Raw genomic sequence first — 14286 nt, 5'->3', positions numbered from 1 at the left:
TTGTTTACCAAGGAGTTTTCCGTTTCGACTGCGCCGGAAGTGGGCGAATTATAGACTTCCAGGATCTGCCGTCAACCCTTAATTTCAAACTTATTCGAATTTGAGCGTAATGCGCGCAAATGCCTTCTTGCCAGCCTGGCAAACATGGGTAGCGCCCAGCTCGTATATAAAGGTGCGATCTACAACCTCACCATCTATACGCACACCGCCAGAACCCAGAAGGTCCCGCGCTACTGCAGAGTTCTTCACCAGGCCCGCCTTATTAAGCACAGCCGCAATTGGCATCGCTTCAGCAGCAGTCAACTCAACCTCAGGCAGATCGTCCGGCAGCTCGCCATCCTTCATACGGTTGCCCGCAGCACGATGAGCACTGGCCGCAGCTTCCTCACCATGGAAGCGCGCAACGATTTCTTCCGCCAGCTTGATTTTCACATCACGAGGATTGGCCCCTGCCTCTACATCAGCACGCAGCGCACTGATCTCTTCCATCGAACGGAAGCTCAGCAGCTCGAAGTAACGCCACATGAGCGCATCCGGAATGGAAACCAGCTTGCCATACATAACGCCCGGCGCCTCCTGAATGCCTACATAGTTGCCCAAGGACTTGGACATCTTCTTGACACCATCCAACCCCTCCAGCAAAGGCATGGTCAGAATGCATTGAGCTTCTTGCCCATAGGCACGCTGCAGCTCACGCCCCATCAGCAGGTTGAACTTCTGATCAGTACCACCCAGCTCGACATCAGCGCGCAAGGCCACGGAGTCGTAACCCTGAACCAGCGGATAAAGGAACTCATGGATAGCAATTGGCTGATTGGTGGAGTAACGCTTATCGAAGTCATCGCGCTCAAGCATTCGAGCAACAGTGTATTGGGACGTCAGGCGAATGAAATCCGCCGGCCCCATCTGATCCATCCAGGTGGAGTTGAAAGCCACCTCAGTCTTGGCCGGATCAAGAATCTTGAAGACCTGCGTCTTATAGGTCTCTGCATTATCGAGAACCTGTTCACGGGTCAGGGCCGGACGCGTGGCACTCTTGCCACTGGGATCACCGATCATCCCAGTGAAGTCACCTATAAGGAAGATCACCTGATGCCCCAGCTCCTGGAACTGGCGCAGCTTATTAATAAGCACGGTATGGCCCAGGTGCAGATCCGGCGCAGTCGGATCGAAGCCAGCTTTAATACGAAGGGGCTGACCACGCTTGAGCTTTTCGATCAGCTCGGCTTCGACCAACAGTTCTTCCGCACCACGTTTGATCAGCGCTAGCTGCTCTTCAACCGACTTCATAACAGACCCGTAAGGCTCAGATTCAAAAGGGAACCAACCATACAAGATCAGGGACTAAATACAAGTTTTGCCCTGCGTACGGACACCATTCCACTACCCCGGCGTTCGTAGGCTTGCGTCACAGATGATTTGGTTATATTTTATACAGTTATTTCATCTTCATCATGTCAGTCATCTTTTCCAATTCACTTTTTCAAAGTCAAAAATCACCTATGACCACTGAACCGTCTAAAGCGCCGCCGCTTTACCCGAAGACCCACCTGCTCGCCGCAAGTGGTATCGCCGCCCTTCTAAGCTTGGCACTCCTGGTATTCCCTTCCAGTGACGTAGAAGCCAAACGAACAACCTTGAGTCTCGACTTAGACAGTCCGATTGAGCAACAGACACAAGATCAAGACGCTTCTGACGCACAACAAGCCACAAATGGCGCTGTTGAATCGCCATTTGCGCAGATTGAAAACAGCACTGACGACACCAAGGGAACAGCCCAGGCGACTCCAGCTACCGCCCCAGAGGTAGCGAAGGGCCCAGAACACCGCGAAGTGATTGTTGCCAAAGGCGACACGCTGTCAACGCTGTTCGAAAAGGTCGGCCTCCCGGCGTCAACGGTTAATGAAGTGCTGGCCAGCGACAAGCAAGCCAAGCAGTTCACCCAGCTCAAACACGGCCAGAAGCTTGAATTCGAGCTGACTCCCGACGGCCAACTGAATAACCTGCACAGCAGTATCAGCGACCTTGAAAGCATCACCCTGACCAAGGGAGCCAAAGGCTTCGCCTTCAACCGTACCACCACCAAACCCGTGGTGCGCTCCGCCTATATCCACGGTGTTATCAACAGCTCGCTGTCACAGTCCGCTGCTCGCGCCGGCCTGTCCCACAGCATGACCATGGACATGGCCAGCGTGTTTGGCTACGACATCGACTTCGCCCAGGATATTCGCCAAGGCGATGAGTTCGACGTGATCTACGAACAAAAGGTCGCCAACGGCAAGGTCGTCGGCACGGGCAATATCCTTTCGGCGCGGTTCACCAACCGTGGCAAGACCTACACCGCCGTGCGCTACACCAACAAACAAGGCAATAACAGCTACTACACCGCCGATGGCAACAGTATGCGCAAGGCTTTCATCCGCACCCCGGTTGACTTCGCCCGTATTAGCTCGCGTTTCTCCATGGGCCGCAAGCATCCAATTCTGAACAAAATCCGCGCCCACAAAGGTGTGGACTACGCGGCACCTCGCGGCACACCGATCAAGGCAGCCGGAGACGGCAAGGTGTTGCTGGCTGGTCGTCGCGGCGGCTATGGCAATACCGTGATCATCCAGCACGGCAATGCCTATCGCACGCTTTACGGCCACATGCAGGGCTTTGCCAAAGGCGTCAAGACTGGCGGTAACGTCAAACAAGGCCAGGTAATCGGCTACATCGGCACCACCGGCCTGTCTACCGGCCCGCATTTGCATTATGAATTCCAGGTCAACGGCGTACATGTCGACCCACTGGGCCAAAAGCTGCCGATGGCCGATCCAATCGCCAAAGCAGAGCGCTCACGCTTCCTGCAGCAGAGCCAGCCACTAATGGCACGCATGGACCAGGAACGGGCCACCATGCTGGCCTCGGCGAAGCGCTGAGCCATGCCGCTCTATATAGGCGTGATGTCCGGGACCAGCCTTGATGGCCTGGACATTGCGCTGATCGAGCAAGGCCCGGCGATCAGGTTGATCTCCACCCACTACATTCCAATGCCCGAATCCCTGCGTACCGAGCTGCTTGGCCTTTGCGCCAGCGGCCCGGACGAAATTGCCCGCGCAGCCATTGCCCAACAGAACTGGGTAACGCTCGCAGCCCAAGGCATTCATGCATTACTGGAACAACAGAAACTCACTCCCCAGCACATTCGCGCGATCGGCAGCCACGGGCAGACCATTCGTCATGAACCCGCTCGCGGGTTTACGGTGCAGATCGGCAACCCAGCGCTGCTGACCGAATTGACCGGCATCACTGTCGTCAGTGACTTTCGCAGTCGCGATGTTGCCGCAGGCGGCCAAGGTGCGCCGTTGGTGCCTGCTTTTCATGAGGCGCTCTTCAGCGAGCACAACGGCAACCGCGCAGTATTAAATGTGGGTGGCTTCAGTAACCTGAGCCTGATCGAGACCGGCAAGCCTGTCGCCGGATTTGACTGCGGCCCTGGCAATGTCTTGCTTGATGCCTGGATTCATCAGCAGCGAGGTGAGAACTTTGACCGTAACGGCCAATGGGCTGCCAGCGGAAACATTGAGCCGCTACTGCTCAAGGCTTTGCTGAGCGACCCCTTCTTCCTGACACAAGGCCCGAAAAGTACCGGGCGCGAAGTGTTCAACCTTGGCTGGCTGGAACACCATCTCCGTCGACTACCCGAGTTCGCCGCTGAGGACGTTCAAGCCACACTGCTTGAACTGACCGCCCAGACCATCGTCGAGTCGCTGCAAGCCGCCCAATTGCGGACCGAAACCCTGCTGGTGTGCGGCGGCGGCGCCCACAACGGCGCACTGATGAGCCGCTTGCGCGCGCGGCTACCCGACACACACGTCAGCAGCACCGCCACTTGCGGCGTAGATCCTGACTGGGTCGAAGCCATGGCCTTCGCCTGGCTGGCCCACTGTTGTCTTGAAGGCATCGCCGCCAACCGCCCAAGCGTCACAGGCGCCCGGGGGCTGCGAGTACTCGGCGCGATCTACCCTGCCTGAGCCCCAGATAGCAAAACGCCGCTTGGCTCCATTAGAACCAAGCGGCGCTTTGCCCAATCCGCTAGCGATCAGATCGAGAACGAAGACCCACAACCACAAGTTGTGGTCGCATTCGGGTTCTTGATCACGAAACGTGAGCCTTCCAGACCTTCCTGGTAATCCACCTCGGCGCCTGCCAAGTACTGGAAGCTCATAGGGTCGACGACCAGGCTTACGCCCTCGCGCTCGACGATGGTGTCATCATCGGCCACATCTTCATCGAAAGTGAAACCGTACTGAAACCCTGAACAACCGCCGCCCGTAACAAATACGCGCAGCTTCAAGCGATCATTACCCTCTTCATCGACCAGGCTCTTCACCTTGTGCGCAGCACCGTGGGTGAATTGCAAAACCGTGGGGGTGAAGGATTCAACGCTCATGCTGATTATCTCCCGGCGTAGCGCCGCCATATGCGTGATGGCGACCATTATCCGCTTCTCCTAGAAAAACGGTCAACTATTATGGGGGCCGTGGCAAGCTTCAAGCCATTAGCTCCAAGCTTGCGGCTTACAACTTGAAGCTTGTAGCTGCCTTAAGGCAGCATACCCGCGTGGGATAAGCCCAGCTTCTCATCCAGGCCAAACAGAATGTTCATGTTCTGCACCGCCTGCCCCGACGCGCCTTTGACCAGGTTATCAATGACTGACAGGACCACTACCAAATCACCATCCTGCGGGCGATGTACCGCGATACGACAAACATTGGCTCCACGTACGCTGCGTGTTTCCGGATGGCTGCCCGCGGGCATCACATCGACGAACGGCTCGTTCGCGTAGCGCTTTTCAAACAGTGCTTGCAGGTCTACCGAGCGATCCACAACGGTCGCGTACAACGTGGAGTGAATCCCACGAATCATCGGAGTCAAATGCGGGACGAAAGTCAGACCGACGTCCTTGCCAGCAGCACGACGCAAGCCTTGGCGAATTTCCGGTAAATGGCGATGCCCTTTGACCGCGTAGGCCTTCATGCTCTCCGACGTCTCAGAGTACAGCGAACCTACCGCAGCGCCACGACCGGCACCGCTGACGCCCGACTTGCAGTCAGCAATCAACCGCGAGGCATCTGCCAAACCTGCTTCCAACAACGGCAGGAAGCCCAACTGCGTAGCGGTCGGATAGCAACCCGGCACAGCAATCAGACGCGCCTGCTTGATCTGCTCGCGATTGACTTCCGGCAGCCCATAAACGGCCTCTTCAAGCAGCTCTGGAGCACCGTGAGGCTGCCCGTACCACTTGGCCCACTCATCGGCATCCTGCAGACGGAAGTCCGCAGACAGGTCGATAACCTTGGTGCCAGCGGCCAGCAACTCACCCGCCAGGGCATGGGCAACCCCATGGGGCGTGGCGAAAAACACCACATCGCAGGCGCCCAGGGCCTTGATGTCCGGAACACTGAACGCCAGACCGTCGTAGTGGCCTCGCAGGTTCGGGTACATATCGGCAACGGCCAGGCCGGCCTCGGATCGAGAAGTGATAACCACCACCTCAGCTTGCGGATGCTGAGCCAACAGACGCAGCAATTCGACACCGGTGTAACCCGTGCCGCCGACGATACCGACCTTGACCATAAACCTGCCCTCAACGAACCCACTGGAAAGCCGTCGATAATAGGGTCCGTATCGTTCTGCGACAACCGCCAAGGTGACGTACGCACGCTCTAACCTCTATTATCTCCAGTTACCGTGAACCTGGGAATAACTAAAAATGCTTTATCTATGGCTCAAAGTCTTTCATATCGTCAGCATCGTCTGCTGGTTTGCCGGGCTGTTTTATCTACCCCGCCTGTTTGTCTACCACGCACAAAGCGAAGACACCGTCAGCAAGGAACGCTTCTGTGTCATGGAGCGCAAGTTGTACAAAGGCATCATGCTGCCGGCGATGATCGCCACGCTGGTGTTCGGCATCTGGCTGATCAGCCTCAACCCCAGCGTATTCAGCCAAGGCGGCTGGATGCATGCCAAGCTGACCTTGGTAGTGATCTTGATCGGCTACCACCATATGTGCGGCGCACAGGTGAAACGTTTCGCCCGTGGCGAAAACACCCGCAGCCATGTCTTTTATCGCTGGTTCAATGAAGTGCCAGTTCTGATATTGCTGGCTATTGTAATTTTAGTCGTCGTAAAGCCGTTCTAACTTCTAATCAGCCGCACTTAATCCGGGGTACTTCCAATGTCGCTGCCCGCTTTGCTTGAACAACGTCTGCGCCTGCCCGTGGTGGCTGCGCCGATGTTCCTGATTTCCAACCCGCAACTGGTATTAGCCTGCTGTCGTAACGGTGTGGTCGGGAGCTTCCCGGCACTCAACCAACGGGAAAGCAGCGGCTTCAAGGCCTGGCTGGAAGAAATCGAAGCAGGCTTGGCGCTGTTGGAAAACCCGGCGCCCTATGCAGTCAATCTGATCGTGCACAACAGCAACCCGCGCCTTGAAGCCGACTTGGCGATTTGCGTCGAGCACAAGGTGCCGATCATCATCACCAGCCTGGGCGCGGTGAAAGAGTTGGTGGACGCCGTGCATAGCTACGGCGGCCTGGTATTCCATGATGTCACCACCCGGCGCCACGCGGAAAAAGCCGCAGAGGCCGGTGTTGATGGCCTTATCGCCGTCGCGGCCGGCGCCGGTGGCCATGCCGGCACCTGGAGCCCCTTCTCGTTGATTGCCGAAATACGCCAATTTTTCGATAAAACCCTGCTGCTGGCCGGCTGCCTGAACCACGGGCACGAGATTCTCGCTGCGCAGTTGCTCGGTGCAGACCTGGCCTATTTCGGCACCCGATTCATCGGCACCACCGAAAGCCATGCCCCGGAGGCTTATAAAGATATGCTGCTCACATCGCGCGCCGCCGACATAGTGCACACTCCTGCCGTCTCGGGCGTGCCGGCGAGCTTTATGCGCCAAAGCCTGGAAAACGCCGGCTTCGACCTCGCCGCACTACAAGGCAAGGGCGAAGTCAATTTCGGCTCCAAACTCAAGCCATTGAGTGACGAGGCCAAGGCCTGGAAAACTGTATGGTCCGCCGGCCAGGGCGTCGGTGAGATTAATGATCTACCCAGCGTAGATGAACTCATTGCCCGCCTGGATGCCGAATACCGCAAGGCGCTTGAGCACGCAGCACAACTGCCAACGCGTTGGCCGCGCTGATCTAGCGGTAATGTATCGCCTGCTGATTGAGGCCGGCGTTACACGCCCCTGCAACACCCACCTAACTCAAGTGACAAGGATGCCCGCATGAGCGATAACCGCTTCAAGATTGTGTTTGATGGCGCACTGCTGCCGGGTGTCGAAGTCAGCACAGCTAAGCTGAACCTCGCCGACCTGTTCAAAAGTGATGTCGAGTCCATCGAGAAGCTGTTTACCGGACGCCCTGTCGCCCTCAAGCGCGACCTAACTCAAGCTAACGCCCAAACCTACCTTGAAGCACTGACCAAAACTGGCATCGATGCACGCATCGAAGCCGAACAGCCAGTGGCCTTCAGCCTGGCCGAGACTCTCGAGACCGACTCCAGCAGCTCAACCGATTACAGTCGTCCGGCAGCATCACCTTACGCGCCGCCACGAGCCGCCGTAGGTGAAAAACTGCCAGAGTTCGCCACCCTGAAAGTCTTTACCGTCAATGGACGTATTGGCCGATTGCGCTTCCTGGCCTGGACCCTGGTGCTGACGCTGGCGATGCTCGCCGTGACCGGCGTGGCCTTTACCATAGGTTTGGGTATCGCTGCGGCGTCTTCGACAGCGGCTATCGTCATTGGCACCCTGGTGGGGATCGCTTTTGGCGTCGCGTTTATCTGGGTCAGCGTGCAGATTACCGTGCAGCGCTTGCATGACCTAGGCTGGTCCGGCTGGTTGTGGTTCCTCAACCTGGTGCCCTTCGTGGGCAGTGTTTTCCCTATTCTATTAATGGTGTTGCCGGGCAACACCGGCGCCAACCAATATGGCGCACCGCCACCGCCCAACAGCACTTCGGTCAAAGTGCTCTCTGTTCTATGGCTGGCGCTAATTCCGTTGATCTTCGTCGCACTATTGATACCCGGCCTGAGCGGCATGCTGGATGAATTTGAAGGCACTGTGGATAGCTCCTACGAAAGCAGCTCCATGGCCACTGATGAAGATGCCGATCAAAGCGTCATCGTTGAGCAAGACGATGTGCAGAGTGCTGTCGACGCAGCCGAACCTGTAGACTCTCCTGAAGAATGAAGAAACGCCCGACGCCTGTGATGCCTTTGTCTCAGGCTAGGCGGCGTTGCGATGGAGAAACGCATGACCCGTTACGCTCTGATCACCGGTGCCTCCAGCGGCATTGGCCTGGCCTTGGCCGAAGCATTGGCCCGCCGTGGCCGCAGCTTGATTCTGGTGGCCCGCCAGCGTGATCAGTTGGAAAGTATCGCAATCGAGTTGACTCAACGCTTTGGCGTCGAAGTGCTGTTCCGTGCCTGCGACCTTGGCGAGCCCTTGCGCCTGTCCGGGTTTCTGCTGGAGCTTGAAGAAGGCGAGCGACAGATCGATTTGCTGGTCAACTGCGCCGGCATCGGCACGTGTGGCCCGTTCCTGGCCCAGGACTGGATGACCGAACAAGATCTGCTGGAGGTCAATATCCTGGCCCTGACCCGACTCTGCCATGCCTTGGGCAACTCAATGGCCCTGCAGGGTGGCGGACAAATCCTCAACGTCGCCTCAGTCGCCGCGTTCCAACCCGGCCCGTGGATGAGCAGCTACTACGCCAGCAAAGCCTATGTGTTGCACTTTTCCGAAGGCCTGCGGGAAGAACTGAAGACCTGCGCAGTAAAAGTCTCGGTGCTCTGCCCCGGCCCCACGCGAACCGCGTTTTTCCGTACCGCGCAACTGGATACCGTCAAATTGGACAACAGCCAACAGCTAATGAGTCCGGAAGAGGTCGCGCTGTATACCGTACGCGCACTCGAAAAAAACAAAGCCATCATCATCCCCGGTCGTCGGAATCGCTGGCTGGCATTCAGCCCTCGCTTGAGCCCACGCTGGCTGACTCGCAAAATCGCCGGTGCCATCAATAAGGCCTACTGCCCGCGCTGACCGTAATCGACACACGCAAAGGGCTGGGCGCATGCAGATCGCCTGAGTACACTCAGCCTGCACTTTCACTACGGAGAAACAGCTGTGGATACTCTGTTCACCAAGATCATCAACAGAGAAATACCCGCGAAGATCATCTACGAGGATGACCAGGTCCTGGCCTTCCACGACATCGCTCCAGCGGCACCGGTGCATTTTCTCGTGATTCCGAAAAAGCCGATCCGCACCCTTAACGACCTCACCGAGGAAGATAAGGCACTGGCCGGACATATTTTGTTCACCGCCCAGCGCTTGGCCCTGGAGCTGGGCTGCGAAGAGGGTTTCCGCGTGGTGATGAACTGTAACCCGATGGGTGGGCAAACCGTTTACCACATCCATATGCATGTACTGGGTCAGCGTCAGATGAATTGGCCCCCGGGCTGAGTGACCGCTCGTTCGAGTCGTAACCGCTGGCTGCGACCTTACAGCCTTGACCCAACGCAAACGCTTCCCCCTCTAATTGCGGTAAACTGGCCGCCGAGATTCTTCCCGGAGGTCAGCATGACTACCCAACGTCACTACTCGCCGATTGACCGTCTGTTGCTGCAAGCCGATACGGCAATGCGCACGTTGTTGCCGTTCAGCGGCCAACCGTACCGCCCCTCGCCCGCCATCGTGCAACCCGAAGCGCAAATGAGCGAGACCGATACTCGCCATGTCGCGGGCCTGATGCGCATCAACCATACCGGCGAAGTCTGTGCCCAGGCGCTGTACCAGGGCCAGGCCCTGACCGCCAAACTGCCGCAAGTACGCGCCGCCATGGAGCATGCTGCCGAGGAAGAAATCGACCACCTAGCCTGGTGCGAGCAACGCATTCGCCAACTGGGCAGCCACCCGAGCGTGTTGAACCCGCTGTTTTATGGTTTGTCGTTTGGCATCGGCGCCGTTGCCGGGCTGATCAGCGACAAGGTCAGCCTCGGCTTTGTGGCGGCAACTGAGCATCAGGTCTGCAAGCACCTCAATGAGCACCTGGAGCAACTGCCACCCGAAGACGAGAAGTCCCGGGCGATTCTTGAGCAGATGCGTATTGACGAAGAACACCATGCCGAAAGTGCGCTGGATGCTGGCGGCTTCCGTTTTCCGGCACCGGTGAAGTTCGGCATGAGCCTGCTGGCCAAGGTAATGACCAAGAGTACTTACCGCATCTGATAACTTGCTTCTAAACAAAGCAGAAAGGGCGCTTTTTAAGCGCCCTTCTTTTTGCCTGGTTGAAATAGGTGTAACCCTATTTCAGGACTAGACACCAATCTATCGATCAACCCAGCTCAATGATCTCGTAATCATGAGTAATGGCCACACCTGCCGCACCCAGCATGATCGAGGCCGAGCAATACTTTTCAGCCGACAGCTCAATGGCACGTTTGACCTGGGCTTCTTTCAGCGCCCGGCCCTTGACCACGAAGTGCATATGGATCTTGGTAAACACCTTGGGGTCTTCGGTGGCGCGCTCCGCCTCAAGAAAAGCCTCACAGCTTTCCACCGCTTGGCGGGACTTCTTCAGGATGCTGACCACATCGAAATTGCTGCAACCGCCGACACCCAACAAGAGCATTTCCATCGGCCGTACGCCCAGGTTGCGACCGCCAGCTTCAGGAGGGCCGTCCATGACCACGACATGGCCACTGCCCGACTCACCGAGGAACATCGCTTCGCCCGCCCATTGGATGCGTGCCTTCATCGCCCAGACTCCACTGCTAAAAAAGGGTCGCCAGCTTAGCACAGGGCCTTGGGGCGGCAGTGTTTCCCATGAAAACGATCAACTGCAGGGTTTGATAGTTAAATTCCCTAATCGAGTCAGAATGTGTCTGTTAAGCTGGCGCCAAATCAATGGCGCATTGCCATCCAATGGATGTTTGCACAGCCATTGATAGCGCTCGATAAAAAATACAAGTCCGACCACACCGTGCAGTCTTTTCGGGATACAACCATGGTTGCTATTACTCCCACACCCAAAATCAAGAACCTCGACAAACTGTTGATGCATTGTCAGCGTCGGCGCTATCCGGCCAAGCACAACATCATCTGTGCAGGGGAGCGCTCGGAAACGCTGTTCTTCATCATCAAAGGCTCTGTCACCATCCTGATCGAGGATGACGATGGCCGTGAAATGATCATCGCCTACCTTAATATCGGTGATTTCTTTGGTGAACTGGGGCTGTTTGAACAAGCCGGAAAAGAACAGGAGCGCAGCGCCTGGGTGCGGGCCAAGATCGAGTGCGAAGTAGCAGAGATCAGCTATACGAAATTTCGCGAATTGGCCCAGCAAGATCCGGACATCCTGTACGCCCTGAGTGGCCAGATCGCTCAGCGCTTGCGTGATACAACCCGCAAGGTCGGTGACCTGGCATTCTTTGATGTCACGGGTAGAGTGGCGCGCTGCTTATTGGAATTGTGCAAACAACCTGACGCGATGACCCACCCAGACGGCATGCAAATCAAAGTCACTCGGCAGGAAATCGGACGTATTGTCGGTTGTTCACGGGAGATGGTCGGTCGGGTGCTCAAGGATCTGGAAGAGCGCAACCTGGTTCATGTCAAAGGCAAGACCATGGTGGTGTTCGGTACCCGCTAAACCGGCAGGAACTGACCGAGCATTTGCCGGTACAACGCGTTGAGCCGGCTAATTGCATCGGGGGCGGGGAAAGCTTCGTGCAAGGCAATATGGCTTTCGACGCGAACACGCTGCTCCAACCCACAGGCTTCGTTGAAGCGGTTGACCGCCGCGATCAACGCATCGCGGTCGTTATCCAACAGCAACGCGCCATGCACCAAGCCTACCGGACGACCACCGCTTTGCCGCCAGCGCTGTGCGGTGCCGACCATTTTGCGGCCGTCGAGGTTGACGTTGTAGCGCCCGTCGCAAAAAGCCCCGTCGATTTCGCCCACCGATGCATCGCCACCCAACTCGATGAGCAGGTCGCAGATAGGCTGGCACAACCGTTGATACCCGGTTTCGATTCGGCCTTGGTCACCTTCGCTGCGGGGCGGTGCATAGACTAGTGCAATATTGACGGTGGCCGCCGATTGCGGCACCGGTTCACCGCCTGTCTCGCGCAGCAAGACGGGCCAACCGTGGGCCGCCGAGACTTGGCTGGCGACTTCAAACGCGGGGAGCCGACTCAGCCGACGAGGCATGACCAACGCTTGGTCATTGGGCTGCCAAAACAGCAGCCCAAAGGACTGCTCGCCCGCGCAAACGGCGGCCAGCAAATCCTGTTCAGCCGCAAGGCCCGCCTCGACCGTCATTGCAACGGGCTTGATCATCATCAATCCAGCGTCGAGCCGCTGATTGCCACACCACGTTCAGGGAAGAACAAGCGCTGCAGTTCAGCCCCCGGATTTTCGGCACGCATGAAGGTTTCGCCCACCAGGAACGAATACACGCCGCTGATTTCCATCAATTCAACATCTGCTCGGTTGACGATGCCACTCTCGGTGATCACCAGGCGATCGCGAGGAATGCGCGGCAGCAGGTCGAGGGTGTTTTCCAGACTGACTTCGAATGTGTGCAGGTTGCGATTGTTAACCCCCACCAGCGGTGTATCGAGGGTTTTCAGCGCACGCTCCAGCTCGTCACCGTCGTGAACTTCCACCAGTACATCTAGGCCTACGCTTTTGGCCACGGCGGCCAGCTCTGCCATCTTCACGTCATCCAATGCGGAGACGATCAACAGCACGCAATCGGCGCCCAGCGCGCGGGCTTCAATGATTTGATACGGGTCGACCATGAAGTCCTTGCGGATCACCGGCAGCGTGCAGGCTGCCCGCGCTTGCTGGAGGTAAAGATCACAGCCCTGGAAATAGTCGATATCGGTCAACACGGAGAGGCATGTCGCGCCGCCCTTTTCATAACTCTTGGCGATGTCTTCAGGAATGAAGATCTCGCGAATCACCCCTTTGCTCGGCGAAGCCTTTTTGATTTCAGCAATGACGGCCGGCTGCTTGGCCTTGGCCTGCTTGATCAGGGCATCGGCGAAGCCGCGTGGTGCATCGGCGCTTTTCGCCAAGCCTTCCAGCTCGGCCAGGCTGACACGGGCACGACGCTCGGCCACCTCTTCTGCCTTGCGGGCCAGGATATTTTCCAGAACGGTCGGAACACTCATCCTTCATTCTCCATTTTGAACACGGCCGTGAATGCTCCCAGTTCTTCGAGCTTCTCGCGAGCCAGGCCCGTATGCAAAGCATCGTGGGCCAAGGCGACGCCTTCCTTAAGACTATAGGCGTGGTCGGCAGCGTAAAGTGCCGCGCCAGCATTCAGGATGATCATTTCCGCAGCTTTCTGGCCATTTTCGGTTTTTCGGCGGCCCAAGGCATCGAGAATCAACTCAAGGGAGGCGGCCGGGCTTTCCACCGCCAGGCCGTGCAAGCTCTGGCTCTTCATGCCCAAGTCTTCAGGTTCGACCCAATATTCGGTGACCTGATCATTCTTCAGCTCTGCCACGAAGGTCGGTGCCGCCAGGCTAAATTCGTCCAGGCCATCCTTGGAGTGCACCACCAGCACATGTTTGCTGCCCATGCGCTGCAAGACTTCGACCAGTGGCCGGCACAGCGCCTGGCTAAACACACCTACCACCTGATGTTTCACGCCAGCCGGATTCGTAAGCGGGCCGAGCATGTTGAACAGGGTACGCAAGCCGAGGTCCTTACGCGGACCGGCAGCGTACTTCATCGCCCCATGATGGGACTGAGCGAACATGAAGCCAATGCCGACATTATCGATGCAGCGCGCCACTTGCACCGGCGTCAGGTTCAGGTAGATCCCTGCGGCTTCCAGCAAATCGGCGCTGCCGCTTTTGCCTGATACCGCACGGTTACCGTGCTTGGCCACGGTGCAACCGGCAGCCGCCACGACAAAAGAGGCAGCCGTCGACACGTTGAAAATGTTCGCACCGTCGCCACCGGTGCCGACCACGTCGACCACGCCGTCGAGGGTCTTGAGTTCGACCTTGTCCGCCAACTCACGCATGACCGAGACGGCGCCGACGATTTCGTCGATGCTCTCGCTCTTCATACGCATGGCCATCATGAAGGCGCCGATCTGCGCATCGGTGCATTGACCGGTCATGATTTCGCGCATGACATCGCTCATCTCGGCGGTGCTCAGGTCCAGATGGCCGACGATACGGTTCAGTGCAGTCTTGATATCCATG

The 14286-nt window shown here is 57.4% G+C and carries 16 protein-coding genes; 9 read left to right on the top strand and 7 right to left on the bottom strand.

Annotated elements, in window-relative coordinates; translation table 11 throughout:
* Positions 1 to 90 precede the first annotated feature (90 nt).
* Positions 91 to 1290 carry a tyrosine--tRNA ligase gene (tyrS, locus tag AAEZ06_RS11890; protein ID WP_149414417.1) on the bottom strand — a complete coding sequence of 400 codons (1200 nt, stop codon included), beginning with the start codon at positions 1288 to 1290 and terminating at the stop codon, positions 91 to 93.
* Positions 1291 to 1502: 212 nt separating this feature from the next.
* On the opposite strand from tyrS, the gene AAEZ06_RS11885 reads away from it, so the two are divergent.
* Entirely contained in the window at positions 1503 to 2921 is a 1419-nt protein-coding gene (locus AAEZ06_RS11885; protein WP_149414416.1) for a peptidoglycan DD-metalloendopeptidase family protein, read from the top strand.
* A 3-nt stretch (positions 2922 to 2924) separates the two neighbouring features.
* The gene (locus AAEZ06_RS11880; RefSeq protein ID WP_149414415.1) at positions 2925 to 4016 is read left to right on the top strand and encodes an anhydro-N-acetylmuramic acid kinase; all 1092 of its coding nucleotides are present in this window, start codon (positions 2925 to 2927) and stop codon (positions 4014 to 4016) included.
* Between the two features lie 68 nt (positions 4017 to 4084).
* Here the strand turns inward: AAEZ06_RS11880 and erpA are convergent, their stop codons facing one another.
* Complete coding sequence (erpA, locus tag AAEZ06_RS11875) at positions 4085 to 4435, bottom strand: iron-sulfur cluster insertion protein ErpA (RefSeq protein ID WP_084379622.1); 351 nt, start codon at positions 4433 to 4435, stop codon at positions 4085 to 4087.
* 152 nt (positions 4436 to 4587) lie between these two features.
* Complete coding sequence (gene argC / locus AAEZ06_RS11870) at positions 4588 to 5622, bottom strand: N-acetyl-gamma-glutamyl-phosphate reductase (RefSeq protein WP_149414414.1); 1035 nt, start codon at positions 5620 to 5622, stop codon at positions 4588 to 4590.
* Between the two features lie 136 nt (positions 5623 to 5758).
* Here argC and hemJ point away from each other — a divergent pair, with 136 nt between their 5' ends.
* The 6 genes from hemJ to coq7 all read left to right on the top strand — a co-directional run bounded on the left by hemJ (position 5759) and on the right by coq7 (position 10285).
* Complete coding sequence (gene hemJ / locus AAEZ06_RS11865) at positions 5759 to 6187, top strand: protoporphyrinogen oxidase HemJ (protein ID WP_149414413.1); 429 nt, start codon at positions 5759 to 5761, stop codon at positions 6185 to 6187.
* A gap of 36 nt (positions 6188 to 6223) precedes the next feature.
* The gene (locus AAEZ06_RS11860; RefSeq protein ID WP_149414412.1) at positions 6224 to 7192 is read left to right on the top strand and encodes an NAD(P)H-dependent flavin oxidoreductase; all 969 of its coding nucleotides are present in this window, start codon (positions 6224 to 6226) and stop codon (positions 7190 to 7192) included.
* A gap of 87 nt (positions 7193 to 7279) precedes the next feature.
* On the top strand, positions 7280 to 8245 hold the full coding sequence (locus tag AAEZ06_RS11855; protein ID WP_350614396.1) for a DUF805 domain-containing protein: 966 nt from the start codon (positions 7280 to 7282) through the stop codon (positions 8243 to 8245).
* Positions 8246 to 8308: 63 nt separating this feature from the next.
* A complete protein-coding gene (locus tag AAEZ06_RS11850; protein ID WP_149414410.1) occupies positions 8309 to 9097 on the top strand; it encodes an SDR family NAD(P)-dependent oxidoreductase in 789 nt (262 codons plus the stop codon).
* A gap of 84 nt (positions 9098 to 9181) precedes the next feature.
* Entirely contained in the window at positions 9182 to 9520 is a 339-nt protein-coding gene (locus AAEZ06_RS11845; RefSeq protein ID WP_149414409.1) for a histidine triad nucleotide-binding protein, read from the top strand.
* 117 nt (positions 9521 to 9637) lie between these two features.
* Complete coding sequence (gene coq7, locus AAEZ06_RS11840; RefSeq protein WP_133102252.1) at positions 9638 to 10285, top strand: 2-polyprenyl-3-methyl-6-methoxy-1,4-benzoquinone monooxygenase; 648 nt, start codon at positions 9638 to 9640, stop codon at positions 10283 to 10285.
* Between the two features lie 106 nt (positions 10286 to 10391).
* On the opposite strand, the gene AAEZ06_RS11835 is transcribed toward coq7, so the two are convergent.
* On the bottom strand, positions 10392 to 10814 hold the full coding sequence (locus AAEZ06_RS11835) for an OsmC family protein (protein ID WP_005792019.1): 423 nt from the start codon (positions 10812 to 10814) through the stop codon (positions 10392 to 10394).
* 249 nt (positions 10815 to 11063) lie between these two features.
* Here AAEZ06_RS11835 and crp point away from each other — a divergent pair, with 249 nt between their 5' ends.
* Positions 11064 to 11708 carry a cAMP-activated global transcriptional regulator CRP gene (gene crp, locus AAEZ06_RS11830; protein WP_149414408.1) on the top strand — a complete coding sequence of 215 codons (645 nt, stop codon included), beginning with the start codon at positions 11064 to 11066 and terminating at the stop codon, positions 11706 to 11708.
* Here crp and AAEZ06_RS11825 read toward each other — a convergent pair.
* The 3 genes from AAEZ06_RS11825 to trpD are packed head-to-tail and all read right to left on the bottom strand — an operon-like array spanning position 11705 to position 14285.
* Positions 11705 to 12400, bottom strand: a complete 696-nt coding sequence (locus AAEZ06_RS11825) for a lipoate--protein ligase family protein (RefSeq protein WP_149414407.1) — start codon at positions 12398 to 12400, stop codon at positions 11705 to 11707. The genes crp and AAEZ06_RS11825 overlap by 4 nt on opposite strands.
* Before the next feature lie 2 nt (positions 12401 to 12402).
* Positions 12403 to 13239, bottom strand: a complete 837-nt coding sequence (gene trpC / locus AAEZ06_RS11820) for an indole-3-glycerol phosphate synthase TrpC (protein ID WP_149414406.1) — start codon at positions 13237 to 13239, stop codon at positions 12403 to 12405.
* Complete coding sequence (trpD, locus tag AAEZ06_RS11815) at positions 13236 to 14285, bottom strand: anthranilate phosphoribosyltransferase (RefSeq protein WP_149414405.1); 1050 nt, start codon at positions 14283 to 14285, stop codon at positions 13236 to 13238. The genes trpC and trpD overlap by 4 nt, the downstream gene beginning before the upstream one ends.
* Position 14286: the final 1 nt, after the last annotated feature.

The sequence above is a fragment of the Pseudomonas sp. HY7a-MNA-CIBAN-0227 genome, assembly GCF_040310325.1.
GTDB lineage: Bacteria > Pseudomonadota > Gammaproteobacteria > Pseudomonadales > Pseudomonadaceae > Aquipseudomonas.
Note: the sequence above shows the minus strand (reverse complement) of the source record. Positions and strands in the feature narration are given on the sequence as shown.